Below are 20839 nucleotides of genomic sequence, written 5' to 3' on the forward strand. Positions count from 1 at the left end.
AACGGGGTTGGGGGGAATGGGAACGGCTGGAGTCAGTGTAGGCCGCCGGCCGCGCGGCGCCCATCGGGAAAGACCGGGAACGACAAGCGCGCCGGGCCGGACTCAGTCCGGCGCGTTGAGCGCGCGCATGCTGTCCACCGCCTCCTCCGAGGCCCAGAGCAGCGTGTTGAGGTAGGTCTCGATGCGGTCCACCAGCGCGGCGCGCGGGCCCTCGCGCCATTCGGTCGAGCCGTAGAAGGCCGACTGCTCGGCCTCGAGCGCCTCGCGGCTCGCATAGGCGCGCACGAGGTGGTAGCTCTCTTCCTCGTGGTCGCCGCGGCCGTAGCTCACCACGTCCATGCCCCTGGCGCGCAGCATGGGCACGGCGCGCGCGTGCATGGCCTCGTGGAAGGCCTCGAGGGTGCCGGGCTTGAGGCGGTAGGTGCGGATTTCGAGCAGTCGCCGGGTCATGAAGAGGTCCTTCCTGGATGCCGGCCACCGTTGTACCGCGTGCCGCGCCGGCGAGCCAGCGCGGCGTGCTTCAGCAGAACACGATCGCCGTGCGGTGCGCGATGCTCAGCCGCGCCGCCTCGTACAGCAGCAGCCAGGCCGCGTACTCGCGGTAGAGGCCGTTGTCGTCCTCGATCAGCGCGTCGATGCGCTCGGCCTCCTCGTCGCCGAGCTTGCCGTTGTTCAGGTGGATGCCGAGCGCGGGCGCCACGTAGACCAGTTCCTCGAGCAGGCGGTACGAGGAGCCGAGCATGCCGCCGGGCAGGCCCAGGGCTTCGTCGTCCTCCTCGTCCTCTTCCTCGTCCTCGATGTCGTCTTCCTCGGGGCCGCGCGAGAGGTCGACGTCCTCGTCGTCCTCTTCCTCGTCCTCTTCCTCGGCTTCATCGTCCTCGTCGCGCTCGTCGAACAGCACTTCCTTGAAGTCCACCGGCACGTAGAAGCCCTCGGCATCCGAGTGGCACAGCAGGTGGCTGTCCTCGCTGTCGAGCAGGGTCTGGATCTTCGGGTCGGCCGTGGGATCGACGTCGTCGGCCAGCGGCGTCGCCACCCAGTCGGGCGCGAGCACGCGGTGCGCGTAGGCGCGGCGCAGGTAGTGGATGAAGGAGTAGGGGAAGCTCTCGATCGAGGCGCGCGAGTCGAACTCGATCGCCTCGCGCGGCTCGGTGTGCGGCGGCAGGCCGGCAGCCGCCAGCACGCGGTTGACTTCCGCCAGGTCCTCCTCGAACGCCTCGGCGCCCTCGGGGTCGTCTTCGAGCAGCTCGGCAAGCATGCCGACGCAGATGGCCAGGCCCATGGATCACTCCTCGTGGTTCGTGGCGGCGATGGTGACGAACCCAGATGAAGGCGGGATGACGGCCGGCCGCGCGTTGCGCCGAGCCGTCATCCGCGCGGGCGGCTTCAGCGCGCCGCTTCGACCTTGATGCGCTCGTTCGGCACCTCGCCGAACATCTCGGGCGCGTACATCGCCTCGACGCGGCTCGGCGGCAGCGCGAAGTCGCCGACGTTGTTCAGGCGCACCGTGTACTCCATCTTCACCACGCCCTTGGGCAGGTACTGGTAGTAGCTGCGGAAGGCCTCGAAGCTGCGTTCCTCGAAGGCCGGCCAGCCGGCGCCCGACTTCTTCTCGCCCTGGGTGGCGATCTGCGAGTCGCGGCCCAGGCCGCTGCCGAGGATGGTGGCGCCGCCGGGCACCGGGTCGCTGATGACGACCCAGGTCATGTCGGCGCTGGCGTTGACCTCCAGGCTCACGCGCAGCACGTCGCCGCGCGTGTACTTGCCGGCCACCGCCTGCTCGACCGGTGTCACGGTCTTCTTGATCGCATAGCCGGCCGCGAACGGCGCCTTGAGCTGCACCGCCGCGATCGACTGCATCGTGAGCCAGGGCTTGCCCGTGCCCTGCTGGGTCACGAGCAGGGTGTCGCGCACCGGCGCGCCGCCGGGCGACGCGGCCCAGGGCAGGAACATGCCGTTGTTGCGCAGGTTGCCCGGCGAGGCCGGGGCGCCGAAGAAGGTGGTCTGGTTCGGCGCGCCGCCCGGATCGCTGGCCTTCACGCGCTCGACCTTGCTCCAGTCGACCTGCGCCTTGGCCGCGCCCAGGGTGGCGGCGGTGATGCCGGCCACCGGCGTGCTCTCGAACACCTTGCTGAACTTCTCGAGCGCCAGCCCGCCCCAGAGGTTGGCGGTGGTGGTGTGCCAGGCGCCGTTCTGCTGCCGGCCGATGAAGCCGTTGGCGAGCTTGCCGATGTCATCCTTCCAGGCCGGGTCGTCCATCACGGTCAGCAGCAGGCGCGCGGTGTTGACGTCGCCGTTGGTCATCAGCCACCACCAGTAGTCGTCGCGCTCGGTGCTGAAGATCAGCTTGGTGCCCTGGTAGGACAGCCGCGCCTTGAGCACGTTGTTGGCCTCGTCCATGCGCTGCTGGCGCTGCGGCACGTCCTGCACGCGCTTCAGGATGTTGAGCCAGTCGATCACCGCGCTGGTGGGCCACTGGTTCGGCGCGATGGTGATGCTGCCCAGCATGGCGCCCGAGGCCTTGCCGTAGCGCGACAGGGCCTCGAGCGCGGCCAGCTTGCGCACGTCCAGGTCCTTGCGCGGACTCCAGAAGTCGCGCGTGAGGCGGCCCTCGACGAAGGCGATCAGGCCGGCTTCCATCGGTGCGCGCACGTCGTCGGCGAGCGCGAAGGCGGGGTCGAGCGAAGCCGCTTCGTTCGTGGCCGCCAGCAGGTACGAGGTCAGGATGTCGCTGCCGCCGTTGGCCTCGCCGTCGCGCGGCGGGAAGTAGCTCGCCAGGCCGTCGCTGTCGAGGTAGGTGGGCAGCTGCGCGAGCACGCCCTGCCACATCTTCGCGTCGCGCAGGCCGACCGACTTGCTGGTCTTCTGCTCGAGGCAGATGAAGGGGTAGTTGGCGAACCAGTCGCGCACGCCCGGCAGGCCTTCGGCCAGCTTGGGCTGCAGCGACAGCTTCAGGCCGCCGCGGCCGGGCAGGGCGTCGGCCGGTGGCGCCACGTCGATGGTGAACGGGCCGTCGACCTGCACCAGCGTGGCCTGCTGCACCGTGAGCGGCACCGAGGGCACGATGCGCTGGCGCACCTTGAGCGCGTCGCGCGCGCCGCCCAGCGTGTCCTTGGCCTCGATCTCCCACAGGATCGCCTCGGCGCGCGTCTGCGCGAGCTGCGCCGGCGCGGTCACGTTCCAGGCCACCTCGCGCGCCTCGCCGGCGGGGATGTCCACCGTCTGCGGCTGCAGGGTGAGCAGGGTGGCGCGCGGCGTGGCTTCCACCTTCATCGCCTTCTGCGTGGTGTTGCGCAGCGTGATCTGGGCGCGGAACTGGTCGTCCTCGCGCACCAGCGGCGGCAGGCCGCTGATGATCTGCAGGTCCTGCGTGGCCTGGATGCTGGCCTGGCCGGTGCCGAACAGGTCGGTGCCCGAGTCGGCCACCGCCACGATCTTGAAGGTGGTCAGCGCGTCGTTGAGCGGCACCGTCACCACGGCCTGGCCGTTGGCGTCGAGCACCACGCGCGGGTTCCAGATCAGCAGGGTCTCGAGCAGCTCGCGCGTCTGGCCCTTGCCGCCGCCGCCGCCCGCGGGCACGGCCTTGCGCCCGTAGTGGCGCCGGCCGACGATCTCCATTTGCGCGGTCGAGGTGCTGACACCCCAGCTGCGCCGCTGCAGCATCGCGTTGAGCAGGTCCCAGCTGTCGTTGGGCATCAGCTCGAGCAGCGCCTGGTCGACCGCGGCCAGCGCCACCTCGGCGCCGGCGGCCGGCTTGCCGTCGGGCAGCTTGGCGGTGATCGTGACCTGCGCCTTGCCGCGCACCGGGTAGCTGGGCTTGTCGCTGGCCACCGTCACGTCGAGCTGGTGGGCGCGCGTGCCGACGCGGATCTCGGCCATGCCGAGGCGGTAGGCGGGCTTGCTGAGGTCGACCATGGCGGTCGGCGCCACGTACTCCTTGCCCTCGTACCAGAAGGCGGTCCACCATTCGCGCGGCGCCTTCCAGCCCCAGCTGAAGAAGCTGTACCACGGCACCTCGCGCAGCCGACCGCGTAGCGCGAGCACGCTCACATAGGCGTTCGGGCCCCACTCGGGCTTGACCTGCAGCGTGACCGTCGGGTCCTGGCCGTTGAGCTGCACCACGTGCGTTTCGATCACGCCCTCGCGCTCGACCGACACCAGCGCGGTCGCGAAGCGGAACGGGCTGCGCACCTGGAACTTGGCGATCTCGCCGGGCTGGTAGCTCTTCTTCTCGGGCAGCACGTCGATGCGGTCGTTGTCCTCGCCGCCGAACCACAGCTCGCCCTGCCTGGTCACGTAGACCGAGCTGGCGGCGCGGGCATCGCGGCCCTCGCTGTCGGTGGCGCTGGCGACCAGCTCCACCTCGCCGGCGTCCTTGAGCTCGGTCTCGCACAGCAGCAGGCCGCGCGCGTCGCTCTTGCCGCTGCAGACGGTGCCGATGTCCTTGGTCTCGGTCTTGTTGTCGTAGGTGTAGAAGCCGCCCACCATGCGCTTGCGGCTGGTGGTGGTGATGCGCGCCACGGCGCGCACGTTGAGCGTCACGCCGGCCTGGGGCTTGCCCGCGAGGTCGAGCGCGAGCGCCTGGAACTTGACCTTCTGCGCGGTCGAGACCCAGCCCTCGGTCTTGATGCCGGCGATCACGCCCGCGGGCCACAGCGTCTGCGTGCTGCGGATGGTCTGCACCTCGCCGTTCGGGTCGGCGTAGGTGGCTTCCAGCAGCAGCTCGCGCGCGGCCTTCACCTTGGGCACCTTGTCGATCGTGAGCTTGCCGGCGCCGTCCTTGTTGAGCGTGAGCGGCAGCTTGTCGGCGATCACGCGGGTGTCGCTGACGCTGTTCAAGTCCTCCTCGCCGCCCGTGGCCTCGGGGCCGGCCGCGGTGGCCGCCTGCAGGCCCGCGGCCTCCACCGGCCGCGGCGGGCTGAAGCTGAAGGCGTCGTAGTCGGAGAAGCTCAGGCTCTTGCCGCGCACCATGGCCGACACGCGCACCGGCAGGTTGGCCGCGCCGCCGCCGGCCACGTAGTTGATCTGCACGTCGGTGGGCACGGCCGTGGCCGCCACCAGCGGCTTCTTGTCGCTGGGCGCGATACGGCCCTCGAGCACCGGCAGGCGGAATTCCTCGACGCGGAAGATGCCGGTCGCGAAGCTGCGGCCGCCGCCGTCCTCCTCGTCGTCGCTCTCGTTGTTGTTCTTCTTCGCACCGCCGCTGCGCAGCTGCACCTCGTACACGCCGAGCTTGGCCGCGGCCGGAATGGCGAAGCTGTTCTCGGCGCTCAGGCCGCCGGTGGCGGTCTTGCGCCAGGCCAGCGGCTGGGTGAACTGCTGGCCGCTGCCCTGGTGGGTGATGACCAGCGTGTCCGGCGTGCCGTCGGGCAGGCCGAAGCCCTTGCGGGTCTGGGTGCGGATCAGGCTCTTCATCGACACCGTCTCGCCGGCGCGCAGCAGCGTGCGGTCGAAGATGGTGTGGGCGATGCGGTCGGGCTCGGGCTGCAGGCTGGTGGGCACGTTGAAGCGCCAGGGCTCGATGCCGCGCTGCCAGTCGCTCTGCGTGAAGGCGAGGTCTTCCACGCCCTTCTCGTCCTTGGCGCGCGCGCTGACGAACCAGAAGCCCTCGCCGTACTCGTCCTCGCCGTTGCAGTTGGGCGCCTTCGAGGGCACGCCCTCGAGCATCACGGTGCCGTCGGCGCCGGTGGTGCCCGAGGCCACGGCCTTGCCGCGGCAGTCGGACACGCGCACCTGCGCACCCGCCACCACCTTGCCCTTGTCGAGCGTGGTGACCCAGGCCATGGAGTTCTCGCGGCCCAGCTTGAAGTGCACGGCCAGGTTGGTGGCCAGCGCGCTGGTGCGCACGTACATCGTGCGGTTGGCGCCCAGGCGTTCGTCGAGCAGCGCGTCGCCGAGCTTCTGCGAGGCGATCTCCAGCACGTGGAAGCCCGGCGTCAGCGGGATGCCGATGACCTCGAAGGGGCGCGGGTCGCCGCTCTCGGCCTTGGGCATGTCGAGCGACTTCACGCCCGGCTGGCCCGAGAGCAGCGACAGCGTGCGGGTCTGCACGTAGCTCTTGTCGCTGCTGTCGAGCACCGGCGGCAGCGGCGTGCGCAGGTCCTTGCGGGCCTCGGTGCGCGCGATCGTGTAGCTGTCATAGCGGCGCACCTTGCGCAGCCACTCGATGATCTCGGCGTCGGTCTTCGGGTTGATGTCGCTGACCTTGCCGGGCGTGAGCGCCTGCACCATCAGCTGCGGCTCCACGCGGCGCACCGTCACCGGCATCATGGCCGGGGTGTCGGGCTCGGCCAGGCGCTCGATCACGCCGAAGGGCGAGGCCGCGAACTTGGCCAGCGGCGGCATGGCGCCGGTCGCTACCTTTAGCGGGAAGCTGTCGGGCGAGGCCAGCGGCCGGCCCGAGGCGTCCTCGAACTTCGAGGGCAGCTCGATGCTGAAGGAGGTGCTCTCGGCCAGCGGCGGCGCGAACTCGATCGAGCTCACCACGTCGTCGGCGTTCTGGGCCGAGCCCTCGTCGTCGAACTTGGGCGAAAGCGTCTTGCCGCCGCCCTTGAGCTGGATCGCCGCGGCCACCTTGCGCGTGACCGGCGCGTTGAACTGCAACGTCATCGGGCGCAGCGGCAGGCAGGCGGCCTGCGCGTTCTCGCGCTCGCAGGTGAAGGAGACGGCGAAGGGCTCGCGCACCGTGAAGCTCAGCCGGCGCTCGACGCTGTTGGCGATGCCCGAGGGCGTGGCCACGCCCTTGCCGTAGACGATCTGCAGCTTGCTGCCGGGCGTCAGCGTGCGGTTGCACTGCAGGGTGACGAAGCGCAGCGGCGTCTTGGCGGCGGCCTTGTCGCGGCCATGGGCCTTGAGCAGCTCGGTGCGCTGGGCGCCTTCGATCAGCTTCACGGGCACGCGCTCACCGACGCCGTCGGCCGCGCACCAGACGTTCTCGCGCACGCTGTCGAGCGTGGCCGGGCCGTTGAGCTCGAGCATGAACATCTGCTGCTCGTCGATCTTGGCGTAGCTGCCAGGCTCGAAGTCGCGGATGAAGGGACCGCCGGTGGAGAACTGGTAGCGCTCGGGGCCGGTCAGCTCGCCGCTGGCGGGCTTGAACGAGGCGATGCGGCTGATCGTGCAGCGCACGCCGGGCGGCAGGTCGTTCTCGAAGTCGTAGACCCACTGCTTGGCGTCGGTCCAGCGGCCCTGGCCCTTGCCGGCCTGCGCGTCGGTACAGCTCACGGACAGCGGGGCCGGTGCCTTGGGATCGCCGAAGTTGACCGCGGCCTGGTCGAACTTGGCGACCACCTGCCGCACGCGCGAGACCTCGCCCTGGGGCGTGAGGCTGGTGATCTGCAGCGCGAACGCGGGGGCGGCCAGTGCCGCCGCGCCGATGGCCAGCCAGAGGGATCGCGCACTCATCGAACTGTTCACAACTAACTCCTCCTGAGGACAGCGCACGAGGGTAGCCGATTTGCATGGCGCCACGGCAGTGCCGTCCGTCATAGGCCAGCCGGGCTGGCCCTGCGAAGTCGCCCCTTCCAGAACGTGTTCATGGTCTTTTCATAGTGCCCGCAAGGCAGCAAAACGCCGCAATCTAGGCGCGCGCCGCCGTCCAGGCTGATGCCTGGACAAGGTGCGCAACGACGAGTGCGGCGTTTTGCTGCCTTGCCCGAAGGGTTGCCCCGCAAAGCTGGCATCTGCGGCGTTGCAAATGCTCGCCGGGCCACCAGCCCGGCTGCGCTTTGCGCCTTGCACCTGCCAGCTTTGCGGGGCAACGGGCACTATGAAAAGACCATGAACACGTTCTTACAATCGCTCACCCCGGGCGAGCGTCGCGCGGACGAAGTCAGGAAACCGCCGCCAACCGATGAAACGCTACTGGGAAATCGACGCCTTGCGCGGGCTGATGCTCGTGCTGATGACCGTCACCCACCTGCCGACACGGCTGACAGACCCGCTGGGCCAGCCCTTCGGCTTCGTCTCGGCGGCCGAGGGATTCGTGCTGCTGTCGGCCTTCGTCGCGGGCCTGGTCTACAGCCGCATCGGCCATGTGCGCGGGGTCGAGTCGATGCGCAGCGCGTTCTGGCGCCGCGTGGTCAAGGTCTACCTCTGTCATGCGGCCACCCTGCTGTTCCTGTTCACCGTGATCACCGGCGTGGGCCTGCACATCGACCAGCCGGCGGTGAAGAACCTGGTCTCCTACTACCTGGCGGCGCCGCGCGACGGCTTCCTCTACGGGCTGCTGCTGGTGTACGAGCCGGCGCTGCTCGACATCCTGCCGATGTACATCTTTTTCATGCTCATGAGCCCCTGGGTGCTGGCCTTCGCGATGCGCCACGGCTGGCTGCCGGTGATGGCGGTGAGCGCGGCGCTGTGGGCGGCGGCGCAGTTCGGCTTCAGCGAATGGGTCTACGGGCTGGCGGTGCGCCACCTGGGCCTGCCGGTGCCGTACCACGAGATGGGCGCCTTCAACACCTACGCCTGGCAGTTCCTCTGGTTCTCGGGGCTGGCCATCGGCGCCAGCCGCAATGCGCCGGGCATGCGGCCGCTGCGCTTTCCGGCCTGGCTGCTGGTGCTGGCGGCGGGCGTGGCGCTCTACTGCTTCTACTGGCGCCACACCGGCATCAACGGCCAGGCGCCGTTCGGTGGCGACGTGGAGCGCAACCTGCTGTTCGACAAATGGCTGCTCGGGCCGCTGCGGCTCGTGAACCTGGTGGCGCTGGGCGTCCTCGCGGTGCGCTTCGGTCCCTGGCTGATGCGCAAGCTGCCGCGCCTGGGCTGGCTCGAGGCCATGGGCTCGGCCTCGCTGCCGGTGTTCTGCGCCCACCTGGTGGCCGTGCTGCTGGTGCTGGCCTTCTACGGCGACAGCCAGACCGCACGGCCCTGGTGGGGCGACGCGCTGCTGCTGGCGGCGGTGTTCACGGGCATGTACCTGGTGGCGCGCGTCTCGCGCGGCGCCGACGTGCCGCCGCCGGCGGACGAGGTGCCGACGGAACCTGCCCGAGCCTAGTACCCCGTCAACGGTTCATGCCTCGCCGACCGGCTCGCCGCGGCGAGCAGGGCGTCGGGGTCCACCGCGTGCAGCGCCATGTGGGCGATGCCCTCGCGCTTGGGCACCCAGCAGCGCCAGGTCAGGAACACCTGCGCGAGGCCGCCGCGCAGGTCGACATGCACGCCGTCGAGCATCAGCGGCACGCTCTCGGACTTTCCGTCCTCGCGCTGCACGGTCGTGCTCAGCCGCACGCCGGGCAGCCAGACCTGCACGTGCGCATGGTCGGGATGCATGTGCAGCAGCTGCAGCTCCTCGTCGCCCGCGAGCGGCGCCTCGTGCACCAGGCCCGGCGCGGCGTACTGGTAGAAGCGGTAGTCGAAGTCGTCGGGCAGCAGCGGATGCTTGCGCGCGAGCCAGTCGTCGTCGTAGCGGCCCGCATGCCGCTGGCGCGGGCGCCACACCGGCGGCAGCGGCGCGAAGCCCTGCGGCACGTGGTCGTGGCGGCGCCAGTCGGCGATCGGGTCGGCGGGATCCTCGATCGCGGGCGCGGGCCACTCGGCCGCGGCGTCGCAATGCGCGGCATCGACGATGCCGCGGCCCAGCGGATTGGCGCGGTGCACGTCCGGGGGCGCGCTGCCGGGGACCGGGCCGCCGAAGGCCTCGCGCCAGGCCAGCGGCACGGCGCGCGCGGGCTGCGGTGCCGACAGCGTCCAGTCGGCTTCGCGCTTCTCATCGTCCTCGGGCGGATCGCGCCGAACGGGGCACCAGCGCCTCGGCCCATGCACGCGCACCAGCTTCTCGAGCCGTCCCAGCCGCGCGCCCACGAGCCACGACGCGGCCGCCTCGCCGCGCGGCGCCCAGCCCGTGCCGAGGATCGTGAGATCGGCCGCCGGCTTGTGCGGCACGAGGTCGCAGCAGCGCACCAGCAGGCCCTCGGCCAGGTCGCCGTCGTAGCGGTCGGCCAGTTCCAGCGCGGCCTGGCGCGGCGCCAGCGCGAGCGGCTGGCCCGGCACCAGGTGGAAGCTGCCGCGCACCGCGAGCACGGCCATGTCGGTGCCGTCGCGGTGGAACTGGGAGAAGGCGAGCGCGGAAAAGGGCGTGTGGTTGTCGAGGTCGGGCGCCATGCTCAGCGTCGCAGCAGCGTGTAGATGCGGCAGGCGCCGTCGCGCTGGCTGCCCAGCAGCTGGACCGGCAGCGCGGGCAGGGCGTCGGCCAGGCTCTCGAAGGCCACGGGATCGTCGACCGCGAGCACCAGCAACTGGCCCGGCGCGCTGCGCGCGATCGCCTTGCGCAGCCGCAGCATGGGCTGCGGGCAATGCGTGCCGCGGGTGTCGATGCGCAGGGCCGGGCCGTGGCTGTCGTCGATGCAGTCCGCGGTGGGCGCGGGCCGGGCCGGCAGGAAGGCGGCGTGCGGATCGCTCATGGCGTGGCGCCCTGCGTCGCCAGCGTGCGGAAGTCCGGCATGGCCCCGAGGCGCTGCAGGTGCAGCCCCTCGATGCCGACCATCGCCGGCTTGAAGATCACGCCCACCACGCGGCCGTCGGGCAGGTAGTGGACGATGCGGTGGTTGCCGTCGCGCAGGTCGATCGGGCGGCCGAAGGCGGTGTCGGCCGAGAGCTTGCGGCGCGCGCCCGGCGGCGTTTCGCCGCGCGCGTCGAGGCCGAAGGGCAGCGGCAGCGCGGCGGCATCGAGCTGCAGGTCGTAGAGCACCCAGGCCTGCGGGTCGGCCTGGGCGACGCGATCGGCGAAGGGATGGACCAGCGCCACCCGCAGGCCATTCGACGCGCTCGCGTAGTCGGCCCGGGCCGCGAGCCCGGCCGGCGGGCATCCGGTGGGCGCGAGCTGCGCCCAGGCCGCGAAGCCGGCCAGCCACTCGGCGATGCCGCAGCAGCCGATGCGCTGCGCGGCCTCGTTCATCCAGTCGATCTCGCGCTTCCACAAGGCCATGGCGCCTCAGCGGATCGGCGGATTGCCGGGGAAGGGGATGCGCTCCCAGGCCGTGCCGTCGAAGCGCGCGATGTCGGCGTAGCCGATCGACCAGAGCACGCCGTCGACCACGCGCAGCAGGTGGCCGTCCTCGTACTCGGGGTCGAGCCGGGTGCGGATGCGGTGCGTCGCGCCGTTGGCATGCAGGTAGAGGCCGGTCTCGGTGGCCAGGAAGATCTGGCCGTCGTAGCTCGTCACGTCGACATAGGCGCGCGTGTCGTCGAGCGCCGAGACGTCCTGGAAGCCGTCGACGTGGTTGCCGTGCAGCAGCGTGCCACCGCGGCCGCAGGCCCAGACCGAGTCCTCGCGCTCGACATGGATGCGCGAGATGGCCGGCATGCCGCTGGCGACGGCTTTCCACGGGCGCCGGCCGTCGCCGCAATACAGCACGCCGTCGTTCACGTTCTGGAACCAGCCGCCCGCGTAGACCTCCTGCTCGTTCGCGCCGGCGATCGTCTTGAAGCTGATGCTCTTCTTCTCGCCCTTCTCGCGCAGCAGCCCGGTGTCCATGTGTTCCCAGGCCCCCGGCTTCGTCCGGCGATAGATCTGGCCGCCGCCGCCGCAGGCATGGAGCCGCCCGCCGATCTGGGCCAGCGCGATCATGCTGCCCCAGCCTTCGGAGTCGTCGCTCCACAGGCCGGCGCCTTCGATGCGCTCGGTCATGGCCTCGCCGCCGGGCGGCAGCTGCATCACGTCGCCTTCCTCGGTGAGGAAGACGAAGGCCGCGGCCGCGCCGGAGTCGCCGGGCGAGGGCGAGAAGAAGAGGCCGTCGACGACCGTGGCCGGCAGGTCGGTGGAGCGCCAGAGCGGATCGTGGCCCGCGCGGTACTGGCACAGGCGCGCGAAGCCCTCGAAGCGCGCGTCGGCGTTGGAGCAGGCCAGGAAGAGCTCGTCGCGTCCGCGCGGCGCCGCGGCCTCGATCTGCAGCCGTATCCGGTCGGGTTGGGTCAGGGGCGTCATCGTCGTGCTCGGTGCTTTCTCGTCGTCATTCCACGCGCCACGCGTTCTGCAGCAGCTCGCGCAGTTCGGCGGAGGTCTTCGTCAGGCCCCGTCCGAGCATTTCGTCGGGGATGGTCTTGAAGGCGTCCCGGATCGGCTGCTCGAACTGCCTCTTGCAATCGGGCTTGACCTCGTCCAGCGCGTCGATCGAGATGTCCAGGACATCCTTCAGCGTGACCGTGCCGTTGCGGCCTATTTTCGCGCGCATGCCTTCGGAGATCTTCCGATGGACTTCGGCATGGTCGTCCTTGTTCAGGCAGATCGACGGCCCCTTGTCGAGCGAGGGCGCGCCGGGCATGCGCACGCCGGGATCGAGGCGGGTGCCCACGCGCAGGATGAAGTCGGGCACGACGTGGTGCGCTGCCTCGCCGTCGCCGCACTTGTTCTCGTCGTAGGGCTCGGGCTCGCAGTCGTCCTTGTCGCCCGTGATGCGCGTGCCGTCCTTGCCGCCGCCGCCGCTGGTGTCGGTGGCCGGCGCGGGGGCGGTGGTGGTCTCCTTGGCGCGGGCGCGTTCCTCGGCGATCTGCTGCTCGAGCGAATCGCGCACCTTGGCGTCGTAGGCATGGAAGCCCTTCGATTCCCAGGGCAGCAGCGACTCGAGGAAGTTGCTGCTGGCGTAGTCCTGCTTGTAGGCGGCGAGCTGGTCCACCGCCTGGTCGTAGAGCGACTGTTCGCGCGGGGTCTGCGGCGTGATGCCGGTCAGCGCCTTCTTCGCCTCGTAAATGGCCGCGTAGTGGTCGCCGATCGGCATCACCACCAGCACGATGACCGCGATCAGGTTGCCCTTGCCGCCGCCCGCGGGCTTGGGCAGTTGGGTGCGCGGCATGGTCGCCGGGGGGCGCCACTTGGGCATGTCGGTGACGGTCGGCGTCTTGCCGGTGTCGAGGAAGGCCAGCTGCACCGGCTGCTCGCCCAGCGAGGCGCGCAGCAGCGAGCTGTAGCCCGACAGGTTGGCGGCGCTGGCGACCTTCGCCTTGCCGGTCTTCTCGTCGTCGCTGCCGTAGTAGGCGATCTCGGCGCCATCGGCCTGCGCCTTGGCCAGCAGGGCCTCGGCCTGGCTGTCGTCGATCGCCGGCCGGTCCTCGGGCGGCCAGCGCTTGCCGCGGTCCTTCTTGTAGATCAGCTCGCCGCCGGTGTTGCGCTTGTTCATCCAGAAGCTGTCGCCATCGCGCACCAGCCACTGGCCGTTGACCCGCACCACCGTCGAGGCGGTCTTGGGCTCGGCGATGTCGCCCACCGTGCCCGAACTGATGCCCTTGGCCGCGCCCGGCTCGTCGCCCGTGACGTGCGTGACCTGGCTGTCGAACTTGAAGGCCTTGAGCGAAGTGAGGAAGACGTTGCGCGAGGCGTTGGCATCGTCGCCGAGCCGGCCGGTGATCTGGTAGGGGATGGGCGGGGTGGACGAGCCGATCGGCGTCTTGCAGACGTCGGGCGAGGTGCACACCACCAGCGCCTGGCCGACGTCGCGGCCCGCCTCGGGCGGCGGATCGCTGGCCGGCGTCTGCGGCCGGGGCTTGCCCACGATCACCGCGACGCGGGCGATACGCCCCGTCGCGCCCGAGGGCAGCGCGGCCCCGAGGCCATCGAGCCCGGCGGGCTTGGCAAGCGAGGCACCGGCCTTGGGGTCGAGCGCCATGCTCAGCAGAGGTCGATGACGTGGCCGTTGATGCGCACCGGCCCCGCGGCGCGGAAGTCGAAGCGCGTGCCGGTCAGGGTCACCTGGCCGTCCTTGGTCATCTCGAGCCGGCTCTTGCCGACGGTGATCACCAGCGTCTCGCCCACGTCGAGCGAGAAGTCCTCGCCGATGGTCTCGGTCTTGCTCTTGCCGACGGCCACCGTCTGCGTCAGGCCGACCAGCGAGGTCTTGGCGATGCCGACCTCCTCGGAGGAGGTCAGCGCGACGAAGCGGTTCATGTTCTGCAGCACCGTCAGCAGCTCGTTGGCCTTGATCGTCTCGACGCGGTTGTTGCCGATGGTGATGGTCTCGTCGTGGCCGACGTTCTCGGTGCGGTCGTGGCCCACCTTCACCGTCTCGTCGTGGTCGATGGTCTTGGCGCGGTCATGGCCGACCCAGTGCGTCTCGTCGTTCTCGACCTCGATGTCCTGGTTGCGCTCGGCATGCAGCCACACTTGCTCGGCGCCCTTCTTGTCCTCGAAGCGGAAGGCGTTGGCATTGGCATCGGTCGCGCCCTCGGAGCTGCGCGACAGCAGGCCGCTCTGCGTGGCGTTGGCCGGCAGGTCCCACGGCGGCATGTTGTCGGCGTTGTAGACGCGGCCGGTGACGATCGGCCGGTCGGGGTCGCCGTTCTCGAAGTCGACGATCACCTCCTGGCCGATGCGCGGGATCTGGATGCCGCCGAAGTTGGTGCCGGCCCAGGGCGAGGAGACGCGGACCCAGCACGAGCTGTTCTCGTCCTTCGGGCAGTAGCGGTTCCAGTGGAAGCTCAGCTTCACGCGGCCGTACTGGTCGGTCCAGAGCTCGCGCCCGGCCGGGCCGGTGACGATGGCGGTCTGCGGGCCCGTGGTGCGCGGGCGCGGCACGGTGGGCGCGTCGGCGCGGTAGACCTTGCTGGTGGGGATCACCTCGAAGTCGACGCGGCACTCGAACTGCTCCTGCCCCGAGGCCTCGCCCGGCTCCTGCAGGCGCAGCCGCGCGGCGGTGACCAGGTAGGCGCGGTTGGCCTCGTTCTGCGGATGGCGCTCGAGCGTGAAGGTGCAGCCCGGCACCACCGCGCGCAGATTGCCCGAGCCGCTCGCGCGTTCGCCGCGGCTGCCGGTTTCTTCCATGCGCCGGCGCACCAGCTGCTCGCCCTCGGACTCGGCCGTGTAGTCGCCGGGCCAGGCGTAGCGCTCGCGCTCGTTCTGCGCGGTCTTGCGCGGCATCGCGCTGACCTGCTGCAGCCGCGCCTTGGGCCGCTCGAAGTCGAAGTCGTCGGTCACCCAGCGCCCGCTCTGCAGCGCCTCGAAGGCGCAGAAGCTGTCGCAGTGCTCCTCGCGCACCGTGTCCTCGGCGGCGTGGAACGGGATCTTCTCGTAGGCCGCGTTCGCGAACGGCTGGTGCGCGCCCATCTCGTCGACGATCACCAGCGTGTGCTTGTCCTGTGCATGCTCGAACCAGAAGTACAGGCCCCACTCGTGCAGCAGCCGCGCGACGAAGTCGAAGTCGGTCTCGCCGTACTGCACTTGGAAGTCGCGCGGCGGATAGCTCTGCGAACTGCGGATGTCGAGCGGCAGGCCGTAGGGCGAGAGCACCTCGCGCACGATGTCGAGCACGGTCTTGTGCTGGAAGATGCGGTAGTCGCTGCTGCGCGTGGCGAGCGTGAGCCAGGGCTCGATCACCGCCTCGTAGAGCGCGCGGCGGTTCTCCAGCCGCAGGAAGCGCACGCGCGTGACCAGGCCCGCGATGTGGCGCTCGCCACCGCCCGCGCCGGGCCGGCCGTCGAGCAGGATGTGCACCGCGAGCGGCTCGCCCACCAGCTGCTTGATCGCGACGTTGGCGGCCTGGCGCTCGTTGAAGCCCGGCTGCTCGGGCGTGGTCAGCGTGACCGTGTAGGCGTAGAGCTGGCTCAGTCCCTCGCTGCCCTCGATGGCCACCGGCTCGAGCGCCGGCGCGTTGCCCCATTGCGGCATGGCGCTCGAGGTGACTCGCAGGACGCGCGTGGCTCGCGATGCGCTCGGCATGGATTCGATCTCCCTGAAGTCGTCGTCGCCGCCACGGCCGCGCACCGGCGCGGCAGGCGTGGAACAGGCCCTCTTTCTACCGAGCCGTCATGAAACTTCGAAGACCGTTTCCCTCAGTCGCGCTGTAGGACAAGGCCGTGCCGAGGCAGGGAAGGGCGAGAAATGGAGTCGAAAGAATTCGAAATGGCCCGGCCGGACTTCGGCGGCTTCAGTGCGCCGGCACGAGGTGCGAGGCGATCACCGACTGCCACAGCCGGTAGCCTTCGTCGGTCATGTGCAGCCGGTCGCCGCGGAACAGCTCGGGCCGCGGCTTGCCGTCGGCCCCGAGCATCGGCGTGAAGATGTCGATGTACTCGCTGTTGGGCAGCCGGTTGAGGTAGGCCGAGACCATGTGGTTGGTCTCGCGGATCAGCGGCATCAGGTGCTCGCGCGAGGGGCTGGGCTTGACCGAGACGAAGCTGATGCGCGCATCGGGCAGCTCGTTGCGCACCACGTTGGCGAAGCGCACGAAGGCATCGAGCACCTGCAGCGGCGTGCGGCCCTCGGCGAGGTCGTTGTCGCCCGCGTAGACGATCACCTGGCGCGGCCGGTAGCGCACCACCAGGTCGTGCGCGAACAGGCTGCAGTCGGCCAGGGTGGAGCCGCCGAAGCCGCGGTTGACGATGCCCGGCACGCCGGCGAAGTCCTGCGAGAGGCGGGTCCACATGCGCACCGTGGAGCTGCCCACGAACACCACGCCGCCGGGCGGCGGCAGGCCGTCCTGGTCGGCGCGCGCGAAGGCCTCGAGCTCGCGGTGCCAGCGCACGCGCGCGGCGAGGTAGTCGGCCGAGGAGACGACCGGGTCGAAGCTGGCGGCGGGTGCCGGGGCGGTGACGGGTGCCTGGGCCTGGGCGGCGAACGAGGCCGCCAGCAGGGCCAGCGCGGCGAGCGCGGTCTTCATCGAAAACATGGAGCGGGAAGGAAAAGCGGGCAGGCGGACCATCGGAAAAGCCGAAGCTGGGCAAGGAAAGGGCGCCGCGCGCGGCGCCCGCCAGGCCTCAGATTGTCTTCTCGATCAGCGCGCCCTTGAAGAGCACAGGGCCGGTCGGCCCGCCTTCGCTCGGCACGCCGCCCTTGGGCTCGAGGCTGATCGCGAGCGTGGGCACCGCGCGCACGTCGGCTTCGCTGGCCGGCAGCCGCAGGCCCGGCGCGCGGTCGAGCACGCCCAGCGAGCGCGGCGCGCCGCCCGGCGGCAGGGCCCACAGCTGCAGCGACTTGTCGGCGCCTTCGCTGAAGCCGCCCACGCGCTGCAGCACCAGCTGGCGCTTCTTCGGATCGAAGGTCACGAGCATCGAGGCCGCGTCCTTGTCGTCGGACAGCACCGCCACGTACTGCACCGCCGGTGCATTCAGCAGCTGGTCGCGCAGGTTCAGGCCGACCGTGACCGCGAGCACCGTGGCCAGCGCGCCGGCCGCGGTCGCGCCGCGCCACAGCGCGAGGCTGCCGAGCCAGCCGCCCGCGGGCTTGCGCTGCTGGGCGGCAGTGGCAGCTTCGCGCTGGCGGGCCAGCGCGAGCTGGGCCTGCTCGGCGTCGATCATGTTGCGGATGCGGGTCCACACGGCCGGATCGGGCACGACCGGGCTCTGCAGCTCGGTCATGCTGGCCAGGCGGCCCTGCCAGACCAGCGCGGCGGCGCGCACCGGCGCCTGTTCGCGCGCGAGGGTCTCGAAGCGGCGGCGCGCGCCGCCGCGCAGGGTGCCGAGCGCGTGGCTCGCGGCCAGCAGCTCCAGCAGTTCGGGATGGGCGGTGAGTTTCATGGCGGGGCTACTTTCTCTGCGCCTACGCGAAGCGTCCCATGCAGACGCGCAGTTTCTCCAGGCCGCGCCGGATCCAGGTCTTGACCGTGCCCAGCGGCAGCTTGAGCTGGTCGGCCAGTTCGCCATGGCTGAGCTCGCGCAGGTAGGCCAGGCTGACCACCTCGCGCTGCCGGCCCTCGAGCTGGCTCAGGCACTGGTGCAGCGCCCAGGCCTGCTCGCTGGCATCGGCCGTGTCGGCCGGGTTCGGTGCATCGGATTCGAGGGTGTCGGCCAGCAGCTCGTCGAATTCCTGCGTGAGCTGGGCCCGGTCGGCGGTGCGGCGGCGCAGCAGGTCGAGCGCGCGGCTGCGCACGATCAGCCCGAGCCAGGCCAGCGGCGGGCTCAGGCTGGCGCGGTAGTCGCCGGCCACGCGCCAGACGGTGAGAAAGCTCTCCTGCAGCACGTCCTCGGCCCATTCGCGCTGGCGTACCACGCGCATCGCGAGGCCCATGAGCTTGGGGGCGGTCCGGTCGTACAGGATGCGCAGGGCGGCTTCGTCGCGATGGCCGATCCGGTCGATCAGCGCCATCAGCTCGGCGTCGGGGCTGGGTGCGGTCATGCGCGGATTGTGGGGCATCGCTTTCCATCCCTGGAATACGCCCGCGCCGCGGCGCCGGATTCAACCGGTTTTTGGCGCCGGCTGAATCCATCGGCCCACCGCGCGCGTACAGGCGCAAGAGGCCGTCGAAACTCACGACAACAACGGACCGCTTCTTCTTTCACCTCTCCCGAAGCCGATCTGAAAAAGGAAACGATCATGCACATCCGCACCCTGAACGCCCTGGCCGCCGCGCTGGCCGTGGTTGGGCTCGCCGCCTGCTCCGGCATGGGCGCCAAGCCCGCCGCGACGTTCTCGCAGGCCTCCCTGCCCGACGCGGTGAAGGTGCCGGCCGGCCACACGGTGGCCATGGAAACCGTGGGCACCGGCGACATCACCTACGAATGCCGCGTCAAGGCCAACGCCGCCGGCCAGTACGAGTGGTTCTTCGTCGGCCCCGATGCGAAGCTGTGGGACCGCGCCGGCAAGCAGGTCGGCAAGTACTACGGCCCGCCCGCCACCTGGGAAAGCGCCGACGGCTCGAAGGTCACGGCCACGCAGGTCGCCGTCGCTCCGAACGGCACCGGCAACATCCCGCACCAGCTCGTGAAGGCCAACCCCGCCACGGGCGCCGGTGCCATGCAGAACGTGAGCTACATCCAGCGCGTGGCGACCCAGGGCGGCGTGGCGCCGGGCGCGGCCTGCGGTGCCTCGAACATGGGCCAGAAGCAGGTCGTGAAGTACCAGGCCGACTACATCTTCTACCGCGCGGGCTGAGCCCTCGCGCGCCTTGAAGACCGGGGCCGCGACCCCGGTTTTCCGTTGCCTCATGCCCCCGCGCGGCCCCCCTTTTGGGTGGGTCGTTTGAAACATTTGTGAACGTATACTGCCCCGCACATAACAGGAGCGGGGCGCTGCGGCGCGCGGGGCGGAGCATGAGGAACATCGCGATCGTGATCGCGCTCTGCGTGGGCGCGTGGTACTACTTCATCGGCGGTCGCAAGCTCGATGAACCGCTGGTCCGCCAGTACTACGAGCAGGAGGCGCACGCCATCCTCTCGCGCGATCCCGAGCGGCTGTGCAAGCAGCTCAGCAGCCGGGCCGTGGTGCAGGACCGCACCACCGTGCTCGGCCAGTCGCAGGACAGCACCCTGAACCGCGCCCAGGCCTGCGATGCCGCGCGCGACAGCTTCAAGACCTTCGAGGTGATCGGCGAGGCGATGGGCGGCATCCTGACCATCGAGTACGACTACCACCTCGATTCGGTCGAGCTCGCCTCGGACCGCAAGAGCGCCATCGTCAAGGGCACCAGCCGGCTCAAGATGGGCGAGCAGGCGATGCAGTTCGCCTCCAGCTTCGAGCAGCGCATCGAGCGCGAGCTCGGCCAGGTGCGGCTGGTGCGCTCCGACCAGAGCACGCTGGTGCGCCTGCAGGGCGCCGGCGCGATGCGGCAGAGCGATTTCTTCAAGAAGTGAGGGCCGTGCCATGAGCACCCGTGACCGCATCCGCGAGGACGACGACCGGCCCGCGCCGCCGCCGTTCTGGCACCGCCTCAACAGCTTCTTCGCCTTCCCGTTCCAGATGCGCCCGCTGATGTACGGGCTGGCGCTCGCGCTGTGCAGCCTGCTGTTCGAGGCGGTGTTCTTCCTGCCCGACGTGCTGGCGATCCTGCTGATCGAGCTGGGCATCGTGCTGGCCGCGAGCCGCTACGGCTTCAAGGTGGTGGCGCTGGGCTCGCGCGGCATCTGGCGCTCGGCCGACTTCCCGCGCACGCTCGACGACGAGTGGGTCAACCTGCCGTGGAAGCTGTTCGCGATCTCGCTGGTGCAGGGCATCGCGATCGGCGCGCTGGCCAAGCTCGATCCGATGCTCGCCACGGTCGGCGTGTTCGTCATGTCCTTCACCTTCCCGGCCGCGGTGATCGTGCTGGTGCAGTCGTGCAGCTTCTTCCAGGCGATGAACCCCGGCTACGTGTGGGAGACGATGCGCATCATCGGCTGGCCCTATGCGCTGCTGTGCTTCTTCCTGTTCCTGCTGAGCACCGGCGCGCAGATCGCGATCGCCATGCTGCTGCCGGTGATGAACGGGCGCATCGCGCTGCCGATCATCAACTTCGCCTTCATCTATTTCGGCTGGGTGATGGCCAGCCTGCTGGGCTACGTGATGTACCAGCACCATGCGGCGCTGGGCATCGACCTGCTGCCCGGCGGCGGCGTGGACGACGGCGCGCCGGTGGACCGCCGCACGCCCGAGCAGATCGCGGCGCAGCGCCTCGACGCCGAGGTCGCGCAGTGCATCACCGACGGCGACCTCGCGGCCGCGCTCGGCCTCGCCTACGAGGCGCAGCGCACCGCGCCGTCCGACGACCTCGCGGCGCAGCGGCGCTACCACCGCGTGCTGGCGCTCGTGCCCGACAAGAAGGACACGATGCTCGACCAGGCGCGCCGCTTCATCCCGCTGCTGATGCGGCGCGACCTCGCGTCCGAGGCGCTCAAGGTGTTCAAGACCTGCCGCGAGAAGGACAAGGCCTTCGCGCTCGAGGACGCCGCGATGGTGATCGCGATGGCGCGCGCCGAATGGCGCGGCGGCGATGCCCACGGCACCCTGGCGCTGCTGTCGGGCTTCGACCGGCGCTTCCGCGGCCATGCCGCGATCCCGCAGGCCTACGAGCTGGCCGCGCGCGTGCTGGTGCAGGGGCTGGGCCGCTCGGACATGGCGCAGCCGATCCTGACCACGCTCGAGAACCGCTACCCGGACAGCGAGCAGACGAAGGAAGTGCGCTGGCTGCTGCGGCCGGCGCCGGGCGTGGCGGCTTCGGCCTGA

The 20839-nt window shown here is 70.6% G+C and carries 16 protein-coding genes; 4 read left to right on the plus strand and 12 right to left on the minus strand.

Annotation, left to right across the window (positions count from 1 at the left end):
- Positions 1 to 102: 102 nt before the first annotated feature.
- The 3 genes from BM109_RS24655 to BM109_RS24665 all read right to left on the minus strand — a co-directional run bounded on the left by BM109_RS24655 (position 103) and on the right by BM109_RS24665 (position 7404).
- A complete protein-coding gene (locus tag BM109_RS24655) occupies positions 103 to 450 on the minus strand; it encodes an NIPSNAP family protein (protein ID WP_093348550.1) in 348 nt (115 codons plus the stop codon).
- A 70-nt stretch (positions 451 to 520) separates the two neighbouring features.
- The gene (locus BM109_RS24660) at positions 521 to 1282 is read right to left on the minus strand and encodes a hypothetical protein (RefSeq protein WP_057596396.1); all 762 of its coding nucleotides are present in this window, start codon (positions 1280 to 1282) and stop codon (positions 521 to 523) included.
- Positions 1283 to 1386: 104 nt separating this feature from the next.
- The gene (locus BM109_RS24665) at positions 1387 to 7404 is read right to left on the minus strand and encodes an alpha-2-macroglobulin family protein (RefSeq protein ID WP_093348553.1); all 6018 of its coding nucleotides are present in this window, start codon (positions 7402 to 7404) and stop codon (positions 1387 to 1389) included.
- Positions 7405 to 7852: 448 nt separating this feature from the next.
- Here BM109_RS24665 and opgC point away from each other — a divergent pair, with 448 nt between their 5' ends.
- On the plus strand, positions 7853 to 8995 hold the full coding sequence (gene opgC / locus BM109_RS24670) for an OpgC domain-containing protein (RefSeq protein ID WP_093348555.1): 1143 nt from the start codon (positions 7853 to 7855) through the stop codon (positions 8993 to 8995).
- Here the strand turns inward: opgC and BM109_RS24675 are convergent.
- The 9 genes from BM109_RS24675 to BM109_RS24715 form a co-directional block, all read right to left on the minus strand.
- Entirely contained in the window at positions 8992 to 10101 is a 1110-nt protein-coding gene (locus tag BM109_RS24675) for a DUF2169 family type VI secretion system accessory protein (protein ID WP_093348558.1), read from the minus strand. The two genes, opgC and BM109_RS24675, sit on opposite strands and share 4 nt — an antisense overlap.
- Before the next feature lie 2 nt (positions 10102 to 10103).
- Positions 10104 to 10400 (minus strand): sulfurtransferase TusA family protein, encoded by a 297-nt coding sequence (locus tag BM109_RS24680; protein WP_093348561.1) that lies wholly within the window; start codon positions 10398 to 10400, stop codon positions 10104 to 10106.
- Entirely contained in the window at positions 10397 to 10924 is a 528-nt protein-coding gene (locus BM109_RS24685) for a hypothetical protein (RefSeq protein ID WP_093348563.1), read from the minus strand. The genes BM109_RS24680 and BM109_RS24685 overlap by 4 nt, the downstream gene beginning before the upstream one ends.
- A gap of 6 nt (positions 10925 to 10930) precedes the next feature.
- Entirely contained in the window at positions 10931 to 11923 is a 993-nt protein-coding gene (locus BM109_RS24690) for a beta propeller repeat protein (RefSeq protein ID WP_093348566.1), read from the minus strand.
- A 25-nt stretch (positions 11924 to 11948) separates the two neighbouring features.
- Entirely contained in the window at positions 11949 to 13598 is a 1650-nt protein-coding gene (locus BM109_RS24695; protein WP_093348569.1) for a DUF4150 domain-containing protein, read from the minus strand.
- Between the two features lie 2 nt (positions 13599 to 13600).
- Positions 13601 to 15643 (minus strand): type VI secretion system Vgr family protein, encoded by a 2043-nt coding sequence (locus BM109_RS24700; RefSeq protein WP_093349264.1) that lies wholly within the window; start codon positions 15641 to 15643, stop codon positions 13601 to 13603.
- Positions 15644 to 15851: 208 nt separating this feature from the next.
- Positions 15852 to 16583: an SGNH/GDSL hydrolase family protein gene (locus BM109_RS24705; protein ID WP_093349267.1), complete on the minus strand. Its 732-nt coding sequence runs from the start codon at positions 16581 to 16583 to the stop codon at positions 15852 to 15854.
- Between the two features lie 97 nt (positions 16584 to 16680).
- Entirely contained in the window at positions 16681 to 17439 is a 759-nt protein-coding gene (locus tag BM109_RS24710) for an anti-sigma factor (RefSeq protein ID WP_093348571.1), read from the minus strand.
- A 22-nt stretch (positions 17440 to 17461) separates the two neighbouring features.
- Positions 17462 to 18037 (minus strand): RNA polymerase sigma factor, encoded by a 576-nt coding sequence (locus BM109_RS24715; RefSeq protein WP_256222759.1) that lies wholly within the window; start codon positions 18035 to 18037, stop codon positions 17462 to 17464.
- A gap of 198 nt (positions 18038 to 18235) precedes the next feature.
- On the opposite strand from BM109_RS24715, the gene BM109_RS24720 reads away from it, so the two are divergent.
- The 3 genes from BM109_RS24720 to BM109_RS24730 all read left to right on the plus strand — a co-directional run bounded on the left by BM109_RS24720 (position 18236) and on the right by BM109_RS24730 (position 20839).
- The gene (locus tag BM109_RS24720; protein ID WP_093348576.1) at positions 18236 to 18793 is read left to right on the plus strand and encodes a DUF3455 domain-containing protein; all 558 of its coding nucleotides are present in this window, start codon (positions 18236 to 18238) and stop codon (positions 18791 to 18793) included.
- A 158-nt stretch (positions 18794 to 18951) separates the two neighbouring features.
- A complete protein-coding gene (locus BM109_RS24725; RefSeq protein WP_093348579.1) occupies positions 18952 to 19491 on the plus strand; it encodes a hypothetical protein in 540 nt (179 codons plus the stop codon).
- Positions 19492 to 19501: 10 nt separating this feature from the next.
- Positions 19502 to 20839 (plus strand): hypothetical protein, encoded by a 1338-nt coding sequence (locus BM109_RS24730; protein WP_093348581.1) that lies wholly within the window; start codon positions 19502 to 19504, stop codon positions 20837 to 20839.

Source organism: Variovorax sp. PDC80 (genome assembly GCF_900115375.1).
Classification (GTDB): Bacteria; Pseudomonadota; Gammaproteobacteria; order Burkholderiales; family Burkholderiaceae_C; genus Variovorax.

Bases quoted from the DNA above. Each gene is read 5' to 3' on its own strand.
- opgC (WP_093348555.1), top strand. From the start codon at position 7,853: ATGAAACGCTACTGGGAAATCGACGCCTTGCGCGGGCTGATGCTCGTG.
- BM109_RS24695 (WP_093348569.1), bottom strand. From the start codon at position 13,598: ATGGCGCTCGACCCCAAGGCCGGTGCCTCGCTTGCCAAGCCCGCCGGG.
- BM109_RS24690 (WP_093348566.1), bottom strand. From the start codon at position 11,923: ATGACGCCCCTGACCCAACCCGACCGGATACGGCTGCAGATCGAGGCC.
- BM109_RS24665 (WP_093348553.1), bottom strand. From the start codon at position 7,404: ATGAGTGCGCGATCCCTCTGGCTGGCCATCGGCGCGGCGGCACTGGCC.
- BM109_RS24675 (WP_093348558.1), bottom strand. From the start codon at position 10,101: ATGGCGCCCGACCTCGACAACCACACGCCCTTTTCCGCGCTCGCCTTC.
- BM109_RS24725 (WP_093348579.1), top strand. From the start codon at position 18,952: ATGAGGAACATCGCGATCGTGATCGCGCTCTGCGTGGGCGCGTGGTAC.
- BM109_RS24660 (WP_057596396.1), bottom strand. From the start codon at position 1,282: ATGGGCCTGGCCATCTGCGTCGGCATGCTTGCCGAGCTGCTCGAAGAC.
- BM109_RS24705 (WP_093349267.1), bottom strand. From the start codon at position 16,583: ATGAAGACCGCGCTCGCCGCGCTGGCCCTGCTGGCGGCCTCGTTCGCC.
- BM109_RS24730 (WP_093348581.1), top strand. From the start codon at position 19,502: ATGAGCACCCGTGACCGCATCCGCGAGGACGACGACCGGCCCGCGCCG.
- BM109_RS24700 (WP_093349264.1), bottom strand. From the start codon at position 15,643: ATGCCGAGCGCATCGCGAGCCACGCGCGTCCTGCGAGTCACCTCGAGC.
- BM109_RS24685 (WP_093348563.1), bottom strand. From the start codon at position 10,924: ATGGCCTTGTGGAAGCGCGAGATCGACTGGATGAACGAGGCCGCGCAG.
- BM109_RS24720 (WP_093348576.1), top strand. From the start codon at position 18,236: ATGCACATCCGCACCCTGAACGCCCTGGCCGCCGCGCTGGCCGTGGTT.
- BM109_RS24715 (WP_256222759.1), bottom strand. From the start codon at position 18,037: ATGACCGCACCCAGCCCCGACGCCGAGCTGATGGCGCTGATCGACCGG.
- BM109_RS24680 (WP_093348561.1), bottom strand. From the start codon at position 10,400: ATGAGCGATCCGCACGCCGCCTTCCTGCCGGCCCGGCCCGCGCCCACC.
- BM109_RS24710 (WP_093348571.1), bottom strand. From the start codon at position 17,439: ATGAAACTCACCGCCCATCCCGAACTGCTGGAGCTGCTGGCCGCGAGC.
- BM109_RS24655 (WP_093348550.1), bottom strand. From the start codon at position 450: ATGACCCGGCGACTGCTCGAAATCCGCACCTACCGCCTCAAGCCCGGC.